Source organism: Lunatimonas sp., assembly GCF_020832325.1.
Lineage (GTDB): Bacteria > Bacteroidota > Bacteroidia > Cytophagales > Cyclobacteriaceae > Lunatimonas.
This window is the reverse complement of record NZ_JAFIEU010000008.1, coordinates 117,687-133,377: the sequence shown is the minus strand read 5'-3', so window position 1 is coordinate 133,377 and position 15,691 is coordinate 117,687. Positions and strand designations below refer to the sequence as shown.

Here is a 15,691-nt window from a genome sequence, read left to right as displayed (position 1 = left end):
TGACAAGTTTTTGTATTCTAGTGTGATTGAGATCACAACAAGCGCATTTCTGAAATTTAATCTAAGCGCTTTGTACGTACCCGAATTTTGCGCTATCTTTCAGGTATAGAAGGGTAATTCTTAAATGGTCAGATATCGAGCTTTTCTACTGTTTGGAATGCCCAAGGTAAGACGTAATTCCAGTATTTGATGCCTGCATCGAGCCTAATTGCTTGTGCGAAAAGCAGAACAACTGAAGTGCCACCTTTGACTTTAGCCGATGCATAGACCCGATGACTATAATAGTCTATTTTTTCTGAGTCCATTGCCTATACTGGTATATGATATCTCTTCTTTTCGGATAATGGATGTCAATCCCGCTGCAATTTTCCACTACGGGTATTCCAAAGAAGAGTTTTTGTCCATGACCCTATCGGATCTGCATATCGCTGATCAGGGCCTTCCACAAGTACCTGTGCCTGGGGACACCGATAGGCAACGCAAGAATATTCATTTTGGAGTGGTTACCCAGAAAAAAAAGGATGGCCAGCGGGTCAAGGTAGACCTCAACGGACACCTGATAGAGCTGGAAGGAAGGGAATGCGTGATGTTGTTAGTACAGGACGTTACGCAACGGGAAGCAGAAATTACCGCGCTCAAGTTGTCGCAGGAGAAACTCGCCGCGGCCTCAGAAATCGCGGACATCGGTTACTGGCGCCTTGAGATGGACGCTAACACCCTGACCTGGTCTGAAAAAGTGTACGAGATTTGGGGAAGAAGAAAGGAGGAGTTTCCACTGAATTTTGATTCCTTTTACGCCACTATTCACCCAGATGACCGGGAACACTTCGATAGAGAACAAGAGGAAACATTTTCTGGTAGGAAGGATTTGAACTTTGTCCATCGGATACTCCTGCCGGATGGCACCGTACGTTGGGTCAGTGAGGTTGGCAGATTAAACCGGGATGCTACAGGGCAGCCGATAGCCTTTGAGGGTATCGTCAAGGACATCACTCAGGAGATGAACGAAGAACTCGAAAAGGACCTTTTTACCCGGATAGGTGCTGTCTTTAGCGAGTTTGAGAATATGAAGGATGCACTCTCTGAGATGTGCAAACTGATCAATCAGGTAGGTGGTTTTAGCTTTACAGAGGTCTGGCTTCCCTCTGTCCATCGGGATAGGTTAAGGCTGTCTTCAAAGGCGATTGGAGATGAAGCAGGGTCCCGTTTTTATCAGCTCCAAGTTCAGGAATATGAGTTTCTCCCGGGACAAGGGTTGCCAGGGAAGGTATGGGAGGGCCTCAAAGCCATCTATTGTGACAAGCCCAGTGAAGCAAACTATTTTATTCGAAGGCTAGAAGCTCAGGAAGCGGGTATTAAGACCGTATTATCCATTCCGCTCCTTCAAAAAGGTGAATTGATCGGAGTTTTGATGGTGGGCAGCGCGGATCTGTTGTCCAATATTCAGCAATACCAGCCTGTTTTGAAGAAATTGGAATTGTTTTTAGGTTCAGAGATCTTGCGGAAGCGATTGGAGAATGAACGCTTGCATTTGGTGGAGTCACTCCCGGATCTGGTAGGGCTTCTGGATTTCAGCGGACTTTTCATTCGTATAAATAGTGCCGGGTGCCGAATACTGGGTTATCCAGATCAGGGAGTTGTTGGAAGGTCACTGTGGGATTTTTTACACCCAGAAGACAGAACAAACTTAGCAGATCAGCTGCAACAGGCCCGGCAGGGCGAAAGGACCATTAAGTTTGAGGCACGGATCATCCACAAAGCCGGGCAGGTAGTATGTCTTGCGTGGCATGGCAGCGTTTTGCAGGATCAGGGCGTTATTTTTGTCTCTGCAAAAGACGTTACGGAGGAAAGAGATTTGAAGGAGGTCATTAGCAATGCCTCTGAACTCGCACAAATCGGCGGCTGGTCTATCGACTTGGTGAACCAAAAGCTGTTTTGGTCAAAAGAAATTCATCGCATATACGATACAGATCCGGCGATCTATCAGCCTGATCTCGATTCAGCGATTGCTTTTTACCGCTCGGATTATGTAGACCGCGTGAATGCTAGTTTTGAGCAGGCTATCCGAGAAGGCATTTCGTTTGATTTGGTGGCGGCTATCATCAGTGCCTCCGGCACGGAAAAGTGGGTACGGGTAATTGGCAAGCCGGAGATGCTTGACGGCGAGTGTATCCGGATATTTGGCAGTTTTCAGGACATCTCTAGTCTAAAGGCCATCCAACAACGGTTGGAAAATATCACCAATGATCTTCCAGGAGTTACCTTTCAGTATTTTTTGTTTCCAGATGGCAGTCACAAACTTGAGTCGGTAAGCCGTGGAAGTGAACAAATTTGGCATTTGACTCCAGAGCAATGTGAGGCCGACAGCCAATCGGTATGGCGTCAAATCAGTAATGGTGGAGACATAGAGACGCTGACGCAGGAGATCAAGGAATCGATGGCAAACCTTACTCAGTGGCACAGCAGGTGGCGAAACCTGTTGCCAAATGGACAGATGCGTTGGCATGAAGGTTTCGGAACACCCTATCGATTGCCCGATGGGACCATTCTGTTTAATTCGATGATTTTTGATATCACTGAGGAAGTTAAGTCGGTAAAGCTAACCGAGGAGATAGCCGACTTAGCCAAAATTGGTAGCTGGGAATTGGATCTTACCCCAGAAGAGGGTGCCAATGCGATGTATTGGTCTCCTATGGTGAAACAGCTATTGGAAGTGGAGGATAGCTACAGCCCTTCTCTTACAGGCGGGTTTGAGTTTTACACCGAGGAAAGCAGAGAGCGCATACAGAACGCAGTGGCTAAGCTAATCAACGAAGGACTGGAATTCGATGAAGAATTGCTACTTATCACGGCGTCAGGACGCGAGCAATGGGTTCGTTGCATCGGAAAATGTGAGGAAGTGGGCGGAAAGCGAACGAAGATATTTGGGAGCTTCCAGGACATACATGCCATGAAGTCCACTCAATTGCAGCTAAAAGAGATTTTGGGTAGTATATCCGACGCATTCTATGCAGTGGATAGAGATTGGAACTTCACCTACTTTAACCGAGAGGCTGAAAATTTGCTGGATCGAAAATCCGAGGAGCTCATCGGCAGGAATATTTGGGAGGAATTTGCCCCAGCGAAAGGTACGGCAATTGAGACAATCTACCGACGAGTGGCTACATCCGGCCAATTTGAGCGTTTTGAGTATTTTTACCCGGGCAACAATTGTTGGTTTGAAGTTACTACCTATCCTTCTGGTGGAGGGGTTTCGTCTTATTTCAGAAATATTGACGAGCGAATAAAAAGCGAACAAGCATTGCGACAAGCTTTTGAGGAGAAAAATAGAATCCTAGAAAGTGTTGGGGATGCGTTTTTTGCCTTGGACCAAGACGCACAGATTACCTATTGGAATAATAAAGCGGAGGAAGTGACCGGGCTTCGCAGGGATGAAATGATTGGTTATAATTTTTGGAAAAGACTCCCTGAAGTCAAGAAGCTACCATTTCTTAGCCGCTTTAAGGATTCGCTGGTAGAGAAACGACCCATGTCTGTCGTGGAGTATGTCGAATCATATGATCACTGGTTTGAGGTGAATATTTACCCCACACCGGAAGGCGTTAGTGTATTCTTCAGGAACATTACCGAGCAAAAGAAGGCAGAGGAACGGCTACGCTTAAAAAACACGCAACTGGATATTATCTCAGAAATGAACAGCGAGCTACTCAGTTATGAAGACTGGTTTAAGGTTATCGCAAGGGCATTTCAGAAGGTAGGCACTAGTGTACATGTGGATAGAATATACTATTTCCAAAACTCCCTGAACGAGGAGACCGGAGAGATGGAGGCCAGTCAGCGTCTGGAATGGACCAAAGAAGGGGTAACCGCTCAAATAAATAATCCAGATCTTCAACATATGCCATTTTCGGTTATCTATGATTTTGTAGAGCCATTGACGAAAAATCGCCCCTTTATGGCGATTATTCGCAAGATGGAAGATACAAAAACAAAGGAGCTACTGGCAGAACAAGGGATTAAATCTATCTTGGTGTTACCAATTTTCCTCAAAAACCTTTTTTGGGGTTTTATCGGATTTGATGATTGCCAAGAGGAGCGTCGGTGGAATGAGGATGACATCACCTTTCTGAGAACCATTACGGCAAACTTATCGTCTGCCATTGAGGCCAATCAAACACACTTGGAACTAGCGCGTGCCTACGAGGAGCGAAACCTCATCCTCGAAACCATCGGAGATGCATTCTTTGCCGTGGACAATTCCTGGAAAGTGACCTATTGGAATGCCCAGGCTGAACGCTTTTTGAATAAGCCAAAAGCAGATATTGTGGGTAGAAATCTTTGGGACGAGTACTCCAATGCGATTGACTCTGAATTTTACCGCAAGTATCATCAGGCCAAGAAGACTAAGCAAGTGGTTACTTTTGAGGACTACTTCGAACCCATGGACCGGTGGTTTGAAGTTACTGCCTACCCGAATGACCTGGGCCTTTCCGTGTATTTCAAAGATGTGACCCTTCGTAAGAAGTCAGATATTCGAGTTCGGGAGGCAAATGAGCGATTTGAAAAAGTGGCGCAAGCTACCACGGATGCCATCTGGGACTGGGATATCGCCGGTGATGTGTACTTTCGGGGCGAAGGATTTGAAAAACTGTTTGGCTATGACGTAAAGCGGAATCTCCGAAAGCGGGATTTTTGGAAAGACAGCTTTCACCCTGATGACGTTATTCAGGTCAAGGAAAGCTTAGAGTCGGCCCTTGCTGATCCCAATCAAGAATATTGGCAATCGGACTACCGCATAAAACATGCTAGCGGAGAGATAAAATATGTCATAGACAAGGGAATCATTATCCGAAATGCCGAGGGCAAGCCTACCCGAATGGTCGGCGCTACCACCGATATCACCGACACCAAAAGACATGAAATGGAACTGCGTGAGATCAATGAAAGACTGGTAAAATATACGCGGGATCTGGAGATATCGAATGAACAACTAGAGCATTTTGCGTTCATCACCTCCCATGATTTGCAAGAGCCTTTGCGGATGATCACCAGTTTTCTCAATCAGCTTCAGAAAAAATACCAATATCAGCTGGACGATAAGGCCCATCAATACATTCATTTTGCGGTGGATGGTGCCAAACGGATGAAGCAGATCATTTTGGATGTATTGGAGTTTTCCAGGGCTGGAACAGTGCACGAGATAGAGGAAGTCGTCCATTTGGACGAGCTTATAGCAGAATATCGAGCCTTGCGAAGAAAACTATTGGAGGAACGAAATGCGAAGATACATACCGGATACCTCCCGGTAGTCACCTGCTTCAAGGCCCCGTTAACTCAGACATTACACTGTTTGATGGATAATGCGATTAAATACTCCCGTGACGGAGTCCCTCCTGAGATAACCCTTTCAGTGGTCGACAAGGGTGATTTCTGGCAGTTTTCCATACAGGATAATGGAATTGGGATCGAACCTAGGTTTTTCGAAAAAATATTCGTTATTTTTCAGCGTTTGCATAATAGGGACTCTGAGAGCGGAACCGGTGTTGGGCTTCCTATTGCAAAAAAGCAGGTAGAGTCATGGGGAGGCCGGATTTGGGTGGAATCCCAACCAGGTATCGGGAGTACATTTTACTTTACAGTGAATAAAAAGACACATGAAAAAGGCACATATTTTACTAGTTGAGGATAATGAAGGGGATATTCTACTCACGTTGGAGGCATTTGAAGAAAGCAAACTGCTCACGGACGTCAGTGTAGTAAAAAACGGGAAGGATGCCCTGGATTTTTTATATAAGCGTGGTGAATTCGAACGTGCTGAGAGGCCGGACTTAATCTTACTCGACATCAATTTGCCCATATTAAACGGGCACGAAGTGCTACAAGAAATTAAACTCGATCAGAACCTGCGGACGATCCCGGTAATCATGCTGACCACCTCTTCCAATAGTCGAGATATCCACAAAGCATATGAAAACTACTCGAATAGCTACGTGACCAAGCCACTTTCGATGGACGAGTTTTTGAAAGCAATTTTGCAGATCGAGGAGTTTTGGCTGCAACTGTGCAAACTTCCAAAATAGAAACTGCGGATTCACTTTACTATCGGAACTATCCTTGGGGTAGCTACACCCGACGGTTGCAAATAACTAGTTGATCATGAACACAGACAGTTTTTACCTAGAGGCTTTTCAAGAAGCTGAGAAGGGCTATGCGGAGGGGGGTATTCCCATTGGATCTGTCCTTGTACACCAAGGAAGGGTAGTGGGCAGGGGGCACAATCGTCGCGTACAAAATGGCAGCTCCATACTGCACGGAGAAATGGATGCCTTAGAGAATGCGGGAAGATTACCTGCTTCGGTATACCGAGAAAGCGTACTTTACACGACCTTATCGCCCTGCCCCATGTGCACGGGTGCTATATTGCTATACAAGATCCCAAAGGTAGTGATCGGCGAAAACAGGACCTTTATGGGATCTGAAGACCATCTACGGGCTAATGGTGTGGTCGTAGAGGTCCTAGATCATGCCCCGAGCATCGCGCTGATGGAGAAATTTATCGCGGAGCGACCTGCGCTATGGAATGAAGATATCGGTGAGTAATGCAAAAGATGCTTCAAAACATAGTATGATTGCCCAACTCACCGTATTATAGGTACCGGAAAGGTAAAGCCTTACCTGGTATTAGGAACAAAAATTAAGAATATCAGGATTGACCAAGCACTAGAGCTCTCCATCGCCAAGTGCCTGCGACCAAAAAGAAAACAACATTTCATGATCCGACGGATACAGGAGATGATCCTCCTATTACCCATTTGTTGCCTGTTAAGTGTAGGTTTGAGTTCTTGCGGAAGCGCCCCAAGCGACCAAAAGCTGGAGCAGGAGGACGTTCAGGTGCCTATTCCAGAGATTCGTACGGATACGCCCGAGTTAAGCGGGGCTGAATTAGCCAAAAACTATTGTTCAGGCTGCCACCTTTTTCCGGAACCGGACTTATTGGACCGAAAAACTTGGGACAACTACATCCTCCATCGAATGGGTCATTACTATGGGATATACGAGTCTCCGGATACACGGGCGGGTATCATCGAAGGTGGCAGGGCTGGACAGTTTGTAGAGAGAGCCAATCTATTTCCGCTGAGACCCACCATGGATACGTTGCTTTTTGAGAAAATCCGAGCCCACTATCTTGATGAAGCTCCCGAAGAGCTTCCGAGACCGCCGAAAAAGACCATTTCTATCGGCCTTCGACATTTTACGGTAAAGAAGCCCTCCTATCGGGCCAACAGCCCGATGACCTCTCTGGTCAAAATCGCCGCTCCCAATAAACTTTACGTCAGTGATGTGGGGAGGTCAAGCTTGTCTGTGATGGACAGAAATTTTTCGATAAGCCGAAATGCTCCAGCAAGGGAAGGAGTCTCGTGGGTGTACGAATCTGGTGGCGAAAGCATGGCATTGGTGATGGGAACGTTCAATCCCACTGACATGAACATTGGCTATCTGATGACCCTGCCTCAGGGAAGAGGCGGAGATGCGCGGATCCTTGTGCAGGATTTGCAAAGGCCGGTGCACTTTGATGTAGCCGACCTGGATGGCGATGGGCAGCTGGAGATTGCTATTTGCGAATACGGCAAACACACGGGCGCCTTATCTCTTTGGAAAAAGGATCAGGCAGGGATTTACCGGCGAAAAGTGCTAAGAGCCCAGCCAGGAGCGACCAAGGCCTATATGGTGGATTGGAGCGGAAACGGACGGAAGGATATTGTGGCATTGTTTGGTCAGGGTGATGAGGGAATTTTTGTATACCACAATCAAGGGAATGGGAATTTTGTTGAGGAACGGGTATTGGCCTTTCCTCCCAGTTACGGATCCAGTTACTTTGAACTGGTAGACATGAATGGCGATGGCCATTTGGATATCCTGTATACAGCCGGAGACAATGCCGACTATGACCCTATCCTAAAGGGCTACCACGGGATACGGATATTTCATAACGACGGGACCAATCACTTCTCTGAAGCCTATTTTTATCCGTTAAACGGTGCGTACAAAGCCATTGCTGTAGATTTTGATGGAGATGGGGACCTAGACATCGCAGCGATCTCCTTTTTTCCCGATTACGAAAATCAGCCTGAAGAGAGCTTTGTGTATTTGGAAAACAATGGCGATGGGAACTACACGGCCTCTACGTTTCCAGATGCTGCCCAAGGCAGGTGGATTGCCATGGATGTGGGAGATGTAGACGGAGATGGCGATATGGACATCATCCTTGGTTCCATGGTTTTCGGTACGGATTTTACCGAATATTTTGATAAATGGGCGAAGAATGGCGTTCCCTACTTGATTTTGGAAAATACCAGCAAGTAGGCTTTTGGGTTACAGGCTCGTTTCGTAGAGGATAAAGGCGTACGCAAAGTACCGGAATATTCGCCAAATGCTGTTTAGATAGTAGGTTCGGGGGCTGACATTACCCGCCCCGCTGAGTAAAGCGATGGCTGAGAAGGGCAGAGGTGTCAAAGAAGCTACGATGATTAGGTAGCCGCCGAACTTCTCGAACAAGGCCAATGATTTCTTTAACCAAAGCCTTCGGATTTTGATAAAAAAGCGGGTGTTTCGGATCCATTTACCCAAGTTGAAATTGAATGCCCCAGCAAGGTAGGAAATAAGGGCAAGGATACCGATTCCAACGAAATACTGCCCAAGATGACCGGTGCGAAGTGCCCAAAGCATAAAGATTTCCGGTGGAATGATGCCGAATAGCACCTCAGAGGCGATGAAGATCGACACCACGAGCGGAATGTTGTCATAGATACTGCCAAACCAAGCCTCCCGTTCACTGGCAGGAAATAATTTCTCGAACGCCAGAAAGGTGAAAATCAAGATGGCCAAAAATAGAAAGCCTTTGAGAATCTGTCGGATCAAAAATGCTCGTTTTTCCTGTTTCGATATTTCCATCTGGTAAATCTATAAATTATGTCTTTATACACAAAGTAGAAACGCTAAGAGACGATTGGTGCCTGGGTAGCGAGGATATCCGCTGGCATGAGTCTCCGAAACTGGCGCCTTTTCTACCCGAAATATCGCAAAGCCCCACTGTTCAAATTTAATTTTTGCTTTGATTTGGTTACCTTCGTTCTTTCATAAAACAAACGACGACCATGGAACTAAACGGAAAAGTTATACAGGCTTTGGATGAGCAATCAGGAAACGGGCGCAATGGCGTTTGGAAAAAACGGGATTACGTCATCGAAACCGGCGGAAATTATCCAAAAAAGGTCTGTGTGACGGTTTGGGGAGACAAGATAGACCAGTTTGGTCTGCAGGTCGGAGATGAGGTCAATCTCGGCATCGAAATCGAGAGCCGGGAGTATAATGGCAAATGGTACACCGATATAAAAGTATGGAAAGCAGCCAAAAATGGGGCCCCTGCTGCCAAAGAACCTTCCTCCTCCCAACAACCTGATGTAAGTAGCTTCCACGATGAAAGTGGAGACGACATCTTGCCCTTTTAGCACACGATGATGCCAATCGGCTAATCCCCCATTTAACCCGACGGGAGAATGGGGGACATTTAATCCATTTCTAGGCTTAGGTTTATTTCTTTTCTAGTCCCTTTCCGCTGTTTGTAGGTAGCGGTTAAAGTAGGTATCGGTAGTAGCTGCGGATTTCTCGGATCGTCGGTTTAGACCGATTTCCAGCCCTTCTCTTCCAGTTCCCGGGCACTCTCCTCCACTTTGGCTTTCAGGTTATTTTTGAAAATCTCCAGGTTTTTTGAGACGATGGGGTCAAAGGCCCCCACGATGGAAGCTGCCAAAATACCGGCATTTCGCCCACCATTTAGGGCAACAGTGGCCACCGGAATACCAGCAGGCATCTGTAGTATGGAAAGGATGCTGTCCCATCCGTCGATGGAGTTAGAGGATTTTACTGGCACGCCGATCACAGGTAGCGTAGTCAGAGATGCTACCATACCCGGAAGGTGGGCCGCACCTCCTGCCCCGGCCACGATGGTTTTCAGCCCTCGTTCCTTTGCGCTTTCTGCATATTCAATCATCCGGATGGGAGTGCGGTGGGCCGAAACGACGGTCAGCTCGTAGCTTACACCGAGTTCCTCCAATACTTTGGCAGCTTCTGCCATTACCGGGAGGTCTGATTTACTTCCCATGATGATTCCAACGTCTACGCTCATATCAGGCTTTGATTTTGATGGTTTCTTTTAATCGAAGTGCTTTCTCCTTTAACCTAGTGATATCCTCCTCTAACAGGGTGATATGGCCCATTTTTCGGAAGGGTTTGGTTACCTTTTTGCCGTAGAGGTGGATGTATACCCCTTTCTCTCCCAATGCAGTGTCCATGCCCTCTACAAAAGCCTCTCCCGTGTACCCTGCTTCTCCGAGCAGGTTTACCATGGCAGCCGGACAACGAGCCGCTGTATGCCCTAGCGGCATGTTAAGCACAGAACGAAGGTGCTGCTCAAACTGGGAGGTAAAATTGGCCTCAATGGTATGGTGCCCACTATTGTGAGGGCGTGGCGCGATTTCATTGATCAGTACTTCTCCTGTTTTGGTAACAAACATCTCCACTGCAAGAATACCCACCATGCCCAACTTCTGGATGATTTCTACGGCTAGCCGATCTGCTTTGGTGGCAATCTCAGGGGAAATATCAGCAGGTGAAAAGAGAAACTCCACCAAATTCAGTTCGGGGTGGAACGCGCATTCTACCGGCGGGAAAGTACTCATCTCGCCCGCTTCATTCCTTGCCACTATCACAGCGAGTTCCTTATCAAAGTCTATAAATTTTTCAAGAAGCCCCGGCGCTTCAAAAGCTTTGTCCAGGTCTTGCTCGGACCGTAACAATTGTACCCCCCTGCCGTCATAACCCTCCTTGCCAAGTTTGTTTACGGCAGGCAAAAAGTCCAAGTGATTGGTGATATCTTCCTTGCCCGTTACCAAAACAAACTCGGATGTGGGAAGTCGATGATCGCGGTAAAACTGCTTTTGACTGCGTTTGTCCTGGATGAGCTCTATGATGTGGGGCTGTGGAAATACCTTTTTTCCCTCCGCCTCTAGGCGTTTGAGTGCCTGGGTATTCACATGTTCGATCTCGATGGTGATCACATCGCAGTTTTTTCCAAATTCATACACCGTATCAAAATCTTTCAGATTGCCCTGGGTAAACTGCTGACAAATATGCCTACATGGGGCATTTTCATCAGGATCCAAGATGTGGATGCTGAGGTTGTAATTAATGGCCGACTGGATGACCATCCGTCCGAGTTGTCCGCCCCCCAATATGCCCAAAGTCTTTTGCTGGTAATTTTCCTGTGCCATGCGTTGATCATTCATCCAAATGCCGCAAAAATAAGCATATAAATGGAAAGCACCACCGTAAATCGATTCGGTCTCTGCGGTTTTGGCCCAATCTCTTACTGCTCAAAGGTTATGCCCATGAGCTCCATCAATTTATGGGCATTGAAACTTGGGCAGCTTCCGGGCTTTATTTTATAATCAAATCGGATTTCCTCCTGTTCGATCGTGTGGTGAAAGCTCCTGTTTTGGATCCCTCTCAGCTCCCCTTCTAACTGGGTTAGCTCCATATCGTGTGTGGATATCAAACCCTTTGAAGATGTGTTCAATAGCTGTACGATCAGTGCACGGCTTCCGGTGACGCGGTCGTCGGTATTGGTACCTTTTAGGATCTCGTCCAACAGAAAAAATACCGGCTGCTCTTTGGTGGTCAGTTGGAGCAGCCCCTTGATACGGCGGAGCTCTGCATAAAAAGAGCTGACACTTTCGCCCAGATTGTCGGAATTCCGCATGCTTGTATAGAGCTGAAAGGGTCCGCAGATGAATACCTCTGCCAAGGGATTCAGCCCTGCATTGGCCATCACCATATTGATACCTAGGGTACGCATGAAGGTTGTCTTGCCTGACATGTTGGAGCCTGTCAGCAGAATGATCCTTTGCTCGCCGGTAAGGGAAAAATCATTGCCCACACAGTCTTGTGGCCGGATCAGCGGGTGGCGGATATTTTCCACTTCCAGCACTTCGGATTCGGTCCACTGGATCTTGGCGACTGTTCCCTCAGCTACGGTGAATGCACTTAGGGAAACCAAAGCCTCCCATTCACGAAAGACCTCCTCCCACTGCTGAACATGATGGCCGTAGGTATTTTTCCACTTTTCCAGGCGATAGAGCACCCAAAAATCGACCCAGAACAACAGGTTGAAAACCAAGTACATCAAATTGGCTCGGTTCTGAACCAAAAAGCTCTGCTGCTCCAAGGATTCCAGTGCGCTAGACGCTTGAAAGTGGGTGTCCGCAATCGGTGCCCGGAGCGATTTCAGGTACGGGTGGGAAAAGGAACTGTCCTCTAGCAAATAGGCCCAAGACTTGTAGGTTTTCAAGTCGCTTTCGTTTGGCATGACTTTCATGGATTGCATCAAGGGTTTAAAAACCAATCCTAGCGCCAATATCCCCACCAATATAAATAGGCTAAGGTAGGAGTAGTGCAGATAACCGAATAGAATGCCAAATAGAAGGGTCGTTCCCAACAATGGCCCCATAATCGCAGGAACCCAAAACAGCTTTCTCCAGTAGTTGGGATTCTTGAGCCAGCCAAAAAGGGCTGCTTTAGATTTTTCTTTCGATAGGAATGCCCGTCCAATGCCTTCAAATGTGCGTAGAAAATCCGGAAAGTTGCTCAGTTCGGCCACCGCGCCGTGGCGGTAGGAGGCTGTTTGCAGATTCGTTTCAGCCTTTAGCCATTTTGCGAGCAGATTTTTGCCTCCCTTAGATACCGTGTGGTCAATCAACTGAAACAGTGAATGAGCTCCAAAGATGTCCAAATCCGCCGCAAATGGATGGTCCTTCTCCAAGTATTCATTCCCTGGGTCAAAGGTATGCAATTCCCGGTTTGCCCGAAGGGTTGCTTCCGCGTCCATTTGGATCAGCGCCAATAAAAATTGTTCCTTATCCTTTTCGCCGTTGTGTTGTTTAATCAAATAGATAAATAGGGCAGCCAACGGAAAAAATAGGACAAGGACCATGGATTGATCCGATATCCCCACCACTAGGGTAGCCAATAGACCCAAAAACACAATCACCCGCAAGGCGCTTAGCAGGGAAAGTCTTTTTTTACAAGCATGGAGGAGGCTTTCTTTTTCAGAAAGGCTAAAGTTTATTTTCATCTGTTTATTTTTTGTTTTTCAAAGGTCAGATGGAATCTCGCATGGGAAATAATCATTCCAGTGTGTGACGGCTACTTCATGCTCGATTTCATGTGTCTATAATTGATTTTGAATGGTCAGAACATACGCCCTACCAAAGGTTGGGATGCCCGTCTGTCAGTAGACAAAGTATTCCCGAAATAATCAGCTCTCTGTTTGAAAAGGACGGCACGCACTTACTGATTTCCGTTTGTTCAGATTTGAGAATACCAAAGTATTCAAAATTATCCAGATGCACTAAAAAGCCTGTTGCGTAAACAGGCTAAATGAAAACACATACATGCAACTTTGTTGCATGTATGTGTTTTACTGCGTATCTTTGTGGAGCTTATCTATGAAACGTATTGATCTATTGCGTATGTATAAAAAGGCAACCCTTTTGGTATTTGTGTGTCTATGGGCACTTTCCCTTTCGGCGCAAATCTCAAAGCCTACCAACCTGTGGGCGGTCTTTGGTCAAACGCGATTTGTAGAAAAGTTAAACCGGGAGCATGCGCTTTATTACCTGTATCCCATATTCCAACAGGGGCTAAAAGATCTGGAGGGAAAAGAGGTGGAGCTCGTCGGTTTTCACATACCGTTGGAAGTGTCATCGGCGGAAATGCTGATCTTGTCCAAATTTCCGATGGCGGAATGTTTTTTCTGTGGTCAGTCCGGACCGGAAAGTGTAGCGGTAGTCTATTTGAAAGAAAAGCCTGGAAGAAGATTGAAGATGGATCAGGTTATCAAGGTCACGGGAATATTGGTCCTAAACGATTCGGATGTGAACGAGCTAAATTTTATCCTCAAAAACGCCCGCATCATCGGGTATGAGTGAAGAAGTAAAACAAATGGCGTCAGAAAAAGCTAGGTAGTCCCCACCGCTCCAAAATAATCTCCGCCATCAAAGAACCGTTAAAGCGTCTTAAAATCATTCTTTTTCACAAACCCATTGGCATCCACGCTATAACCCTCAGGGTCGCCTTCTTTCCAAGAAAGGTTGGGCACCATTTCTAACAATATCTTACGATGCGCTTCAATAACCTGTCTTTGATCCTTTTTATAGGCTATATTGTGCCATTCATTGGGATCCTCCGCATGATCGTACAGCTCTTCCAAATTGATTTCCGGATAATAAATGTAACGGTATCGCATACTTCGCACGGCATGCCCACTGACATCCGGCTGTCTTGGGCTGGCAAATCTATAACTGCTGATCACCGGAGAGGTCTCGGTAGTTGGATCCTTAATCTGCGGCACTAGGCTGCTACCGTCTAGGTGGGAGGGTAACTCAAATCCAGCCAGTTCCACCAGGGTCGGGTACATATCCATAAGGCTTACCGGTTGTTCGCACCGCTGTCCGGCGTGGGCCATGCCAGGCAAAGAAATGAGCAAGGGTACCCGCGTAGACCGTTCCCAAAGAGTGAACTTTTCGATGTTGTCTTTTTCTCCCATGTGCATGCCATGGTCAGACCACAACACAACGATTGTGTTGTCCGCATATTCCGAATTCTCCAAGGTGTCCAGCAAACGTCCAATCATGGCATCCGAAAAGGTAATGGAAGCGGCATAGGATTGGATTATTTTTTCCCATTGGTCATTTTCCAACACCCAATCCATGATCCAGCGACGGCCGTGATCGAAGGCATCTGCTAGGTCGTCAGCCTTGCGCTCCGGCAGTACGACCTCCTCCAGAGGATACAAATCGAAATACTTTTGAGGGACCTCCCACGGATCATGAGGTTTCCATGTGCCGACAGCCAGAAAAAAGGGATTGCTGTGCTCTTGCCTGAGTTGATAGGATGCCCAATCCACCACGTGGAAGTCGGCCATCTTCTCATCCGGCACGGGGATAGCCCCCCAAGTCCACCATCCGTTTCCTCCAGGTCGGTTTTCATTGTCCACGTCTTCGGGATATATCACATCCTCAGGTGCACGGATCTGATAAGGATGAGAAATATAGGCGCTAGGATAGTAAAAATCCCAGTTTGCTGGTTCCACCTGACTGGTAGGTGTCCAAGGTGGTGCCTGACTGTGGTAAATCTTGCCTGCACCAAGGGTTTTATAACCGTTATTCTTAAAAAACTGCTCCAACGTGACTACATCCTTTAAGGCATCAAATTCCCTCCACATCGGCCCATCTCCCCAATGCACATTTTGTACCCCAGATCGGGCGTGATGCACGCCGGTCAGAATAGCTGCCCGAGTGGGTGCGCAGGCGGGGGCCGGGGTATGGGCATTGGTAAAAATCATGGACCTGCCGGCAAGCCTGTCTAGATTGGGCGTATGTATTTTCATACCTGCATGGCCCTCCAAAAAACCGGCCCAATCATTCAGGTCATCCATGGCGATAAAGAGGATATTGGGCTTCTTCCCTGCCTGCTCGGTTGAAAATTTACAGGATGGTAGGTACAGTAGCATACAAAGAACCAGCATGCACCGGCCAAATAAACATAACTTCTTCATGGATGATGGGTGATATAG

General features: G+C 47.0%; 11 protein-coding genes. 6 read left to right on the top strand and 5 right to left on the bottom strand.

Going from position 1 to position 15,691, the window contains the following annotated elements:
• Window positions 1-259: 259 nt before the first annotated feature.
• The 4 genes from JJU34_RS02560 (at window position 260) to JJU34_RS02545 (ending at window position 8,364) form a co-directional block, all read left to right on the top strand.
• Window positions 260-5,683, top strand: coding sequence for a PAS domain S-box protein (locus tag JJU34_RS02560; RefSeq protein WP_228690755.1), 5,424 nt, complete (start codon window positions 260-262; stop codon window positions 5,681-5,683).
• A complete protein-coding gene (locus JJU34_RS02555; protein ID WP_228690754.1) occupies window positions 5,655-6,080 on the top strand; it encodes a response regulator in 426 nt (141 codons plus the stop codon). The genes JJU34_RS02560 and JJU34_RS02555 overlap by 29 nt, the downstream gene beginning before the upstream one ends.
• A 76-nt stretch (window positions 6,081-6,156) precedes the next feature.
• Window positions 6,157-6,600: a nucleoside deaminase gene (locus tag JJU34_RS02550; RefSeq protein ID WP_228690753.1), complete on the top strand. Its 444-nt coding sequence runs from the start codon at window positions 6,157-6,159 to the stop codon at window positions 6,598-6,600.
• Window positions 6,601-6,771: 171 nt separating this feature from the next.
• Window positions 6,772-8,364, top strand: a complete 1,593-nt coding sequence (locus tag JJU34_RS02545; RefSeq protein WP_228690752.1) for a VCBS repeat-containing protein — start codon at window positions 6,772-6,774, stop codon at window positions 8,362-8,364.
• 9 nt (window positions 8,365-8,373) lie between these two features.
• On the opposite strand, the gene JJU34_RS02540 is transcribed toward JJU34_RS02545, so the two are convergent.
• Window positions 8,374-8,952 (bottom strand): hypothetical protein, encoded by a 579-nt coding sequence (locus JJU34_RS02540; RefSeq protein WP_228690751.1) that lies wholly within the window; start codon window positions 8,950-8,952, stop codon window positions 8,374-8,376.
• Between the two features lie 203 nt (window positions 8,953-9,155).
• On the opposite strand from JJU34_RS02540, the gene JJU34_RS02535 reads away from it, so the two are divergent.
• Window positions 9,156-9,509: a DUF3127 domain-containing protein gene (locus JJU34_RS02535; RefSeq protein WP_228690750.1), complete on the top strand. Its 354-nt coding sequence runs from the start codon at window positions 9,156-9,158 to the stop codon at window positions 9,507-9,509.
• A 170-nt stretch (window positions 9,510-9,679) separates the two neighbouring features.
• Here the strand turns inward: JJU34_RS02535 and purE are convergent, their stop codons facing one another.
• The 3 genes from purE to JJU34_RS02520 form a co-directional block, all read right to left on the bottom strand.
• Window positions 9,680-10,186, bottom strand: coding sequence for a 5-(carboxyamino)imidazole ribonucleotide mutase (gene purE / locus JJU34_RS02530; protein WP_228690749.1), 507 nt, complete (start codon window positions 10,184-10,186; stop codon window positions 9,680-9,682).
• Between the two features lies 1 nt (window position 10,187).
• Window positions 10,188-11,330 (bottom strand): 5-(carboxyamino)imidazole ribonucleotide synthase, encoded by a 1,143-nt coding sequence (locus JJU34_RS02525; RefSeq protein ID WP_228690748.1) that lies wholly within the window; start codon window positions 11,328-11,330, stop codon window positions 10,188-10,190.
• Window positions 11,331-11,425: 95 nt separating this feature from the next.
• A complete protein-coding gene (locus JJU34_RS02520; RefSeq protein ID WP_228690747.1) occupies window positions 11,426-13,189 on the bottom strand; it encodes a DNA mismatch repair protein in 1,764 nt (587 codons plus the stop codon).
• A 373-nt stretch (window positions 13,190-13,562) separates the two neighbouring features.
• Between JJU34_RS02520 and JJU34_RS02515 the strand changes: the two genes are divergently transcribed.
• A complete protein-coding gene (locus tag JJU34_RS02515; protein ID WP_228690746.1) occupies window positions 13,563-14,045 on the top strand; it encodes a hypothetical protein in 483 nt (160 codons plus the stop codon).
• Between the two features lie 77 nt (window positions 14,046-14,122).
• Here the strand turns inward: JJU34_RS02515 and JJU34_RS02510 are convergent, their stop codons facing one another.
• Window positions 14,123-15,673, bottom strand: a complete 1,551-nt coding sequence (locus JJU34_RS02510) for a sulfatase (protein ID WP_228690745.1) — start codon at window positions 15,671-15,673, stop codon at window positions 14,123-14,125.
• Window positions 15,674-15,691 lie beyond the last annotated feature (18 nt).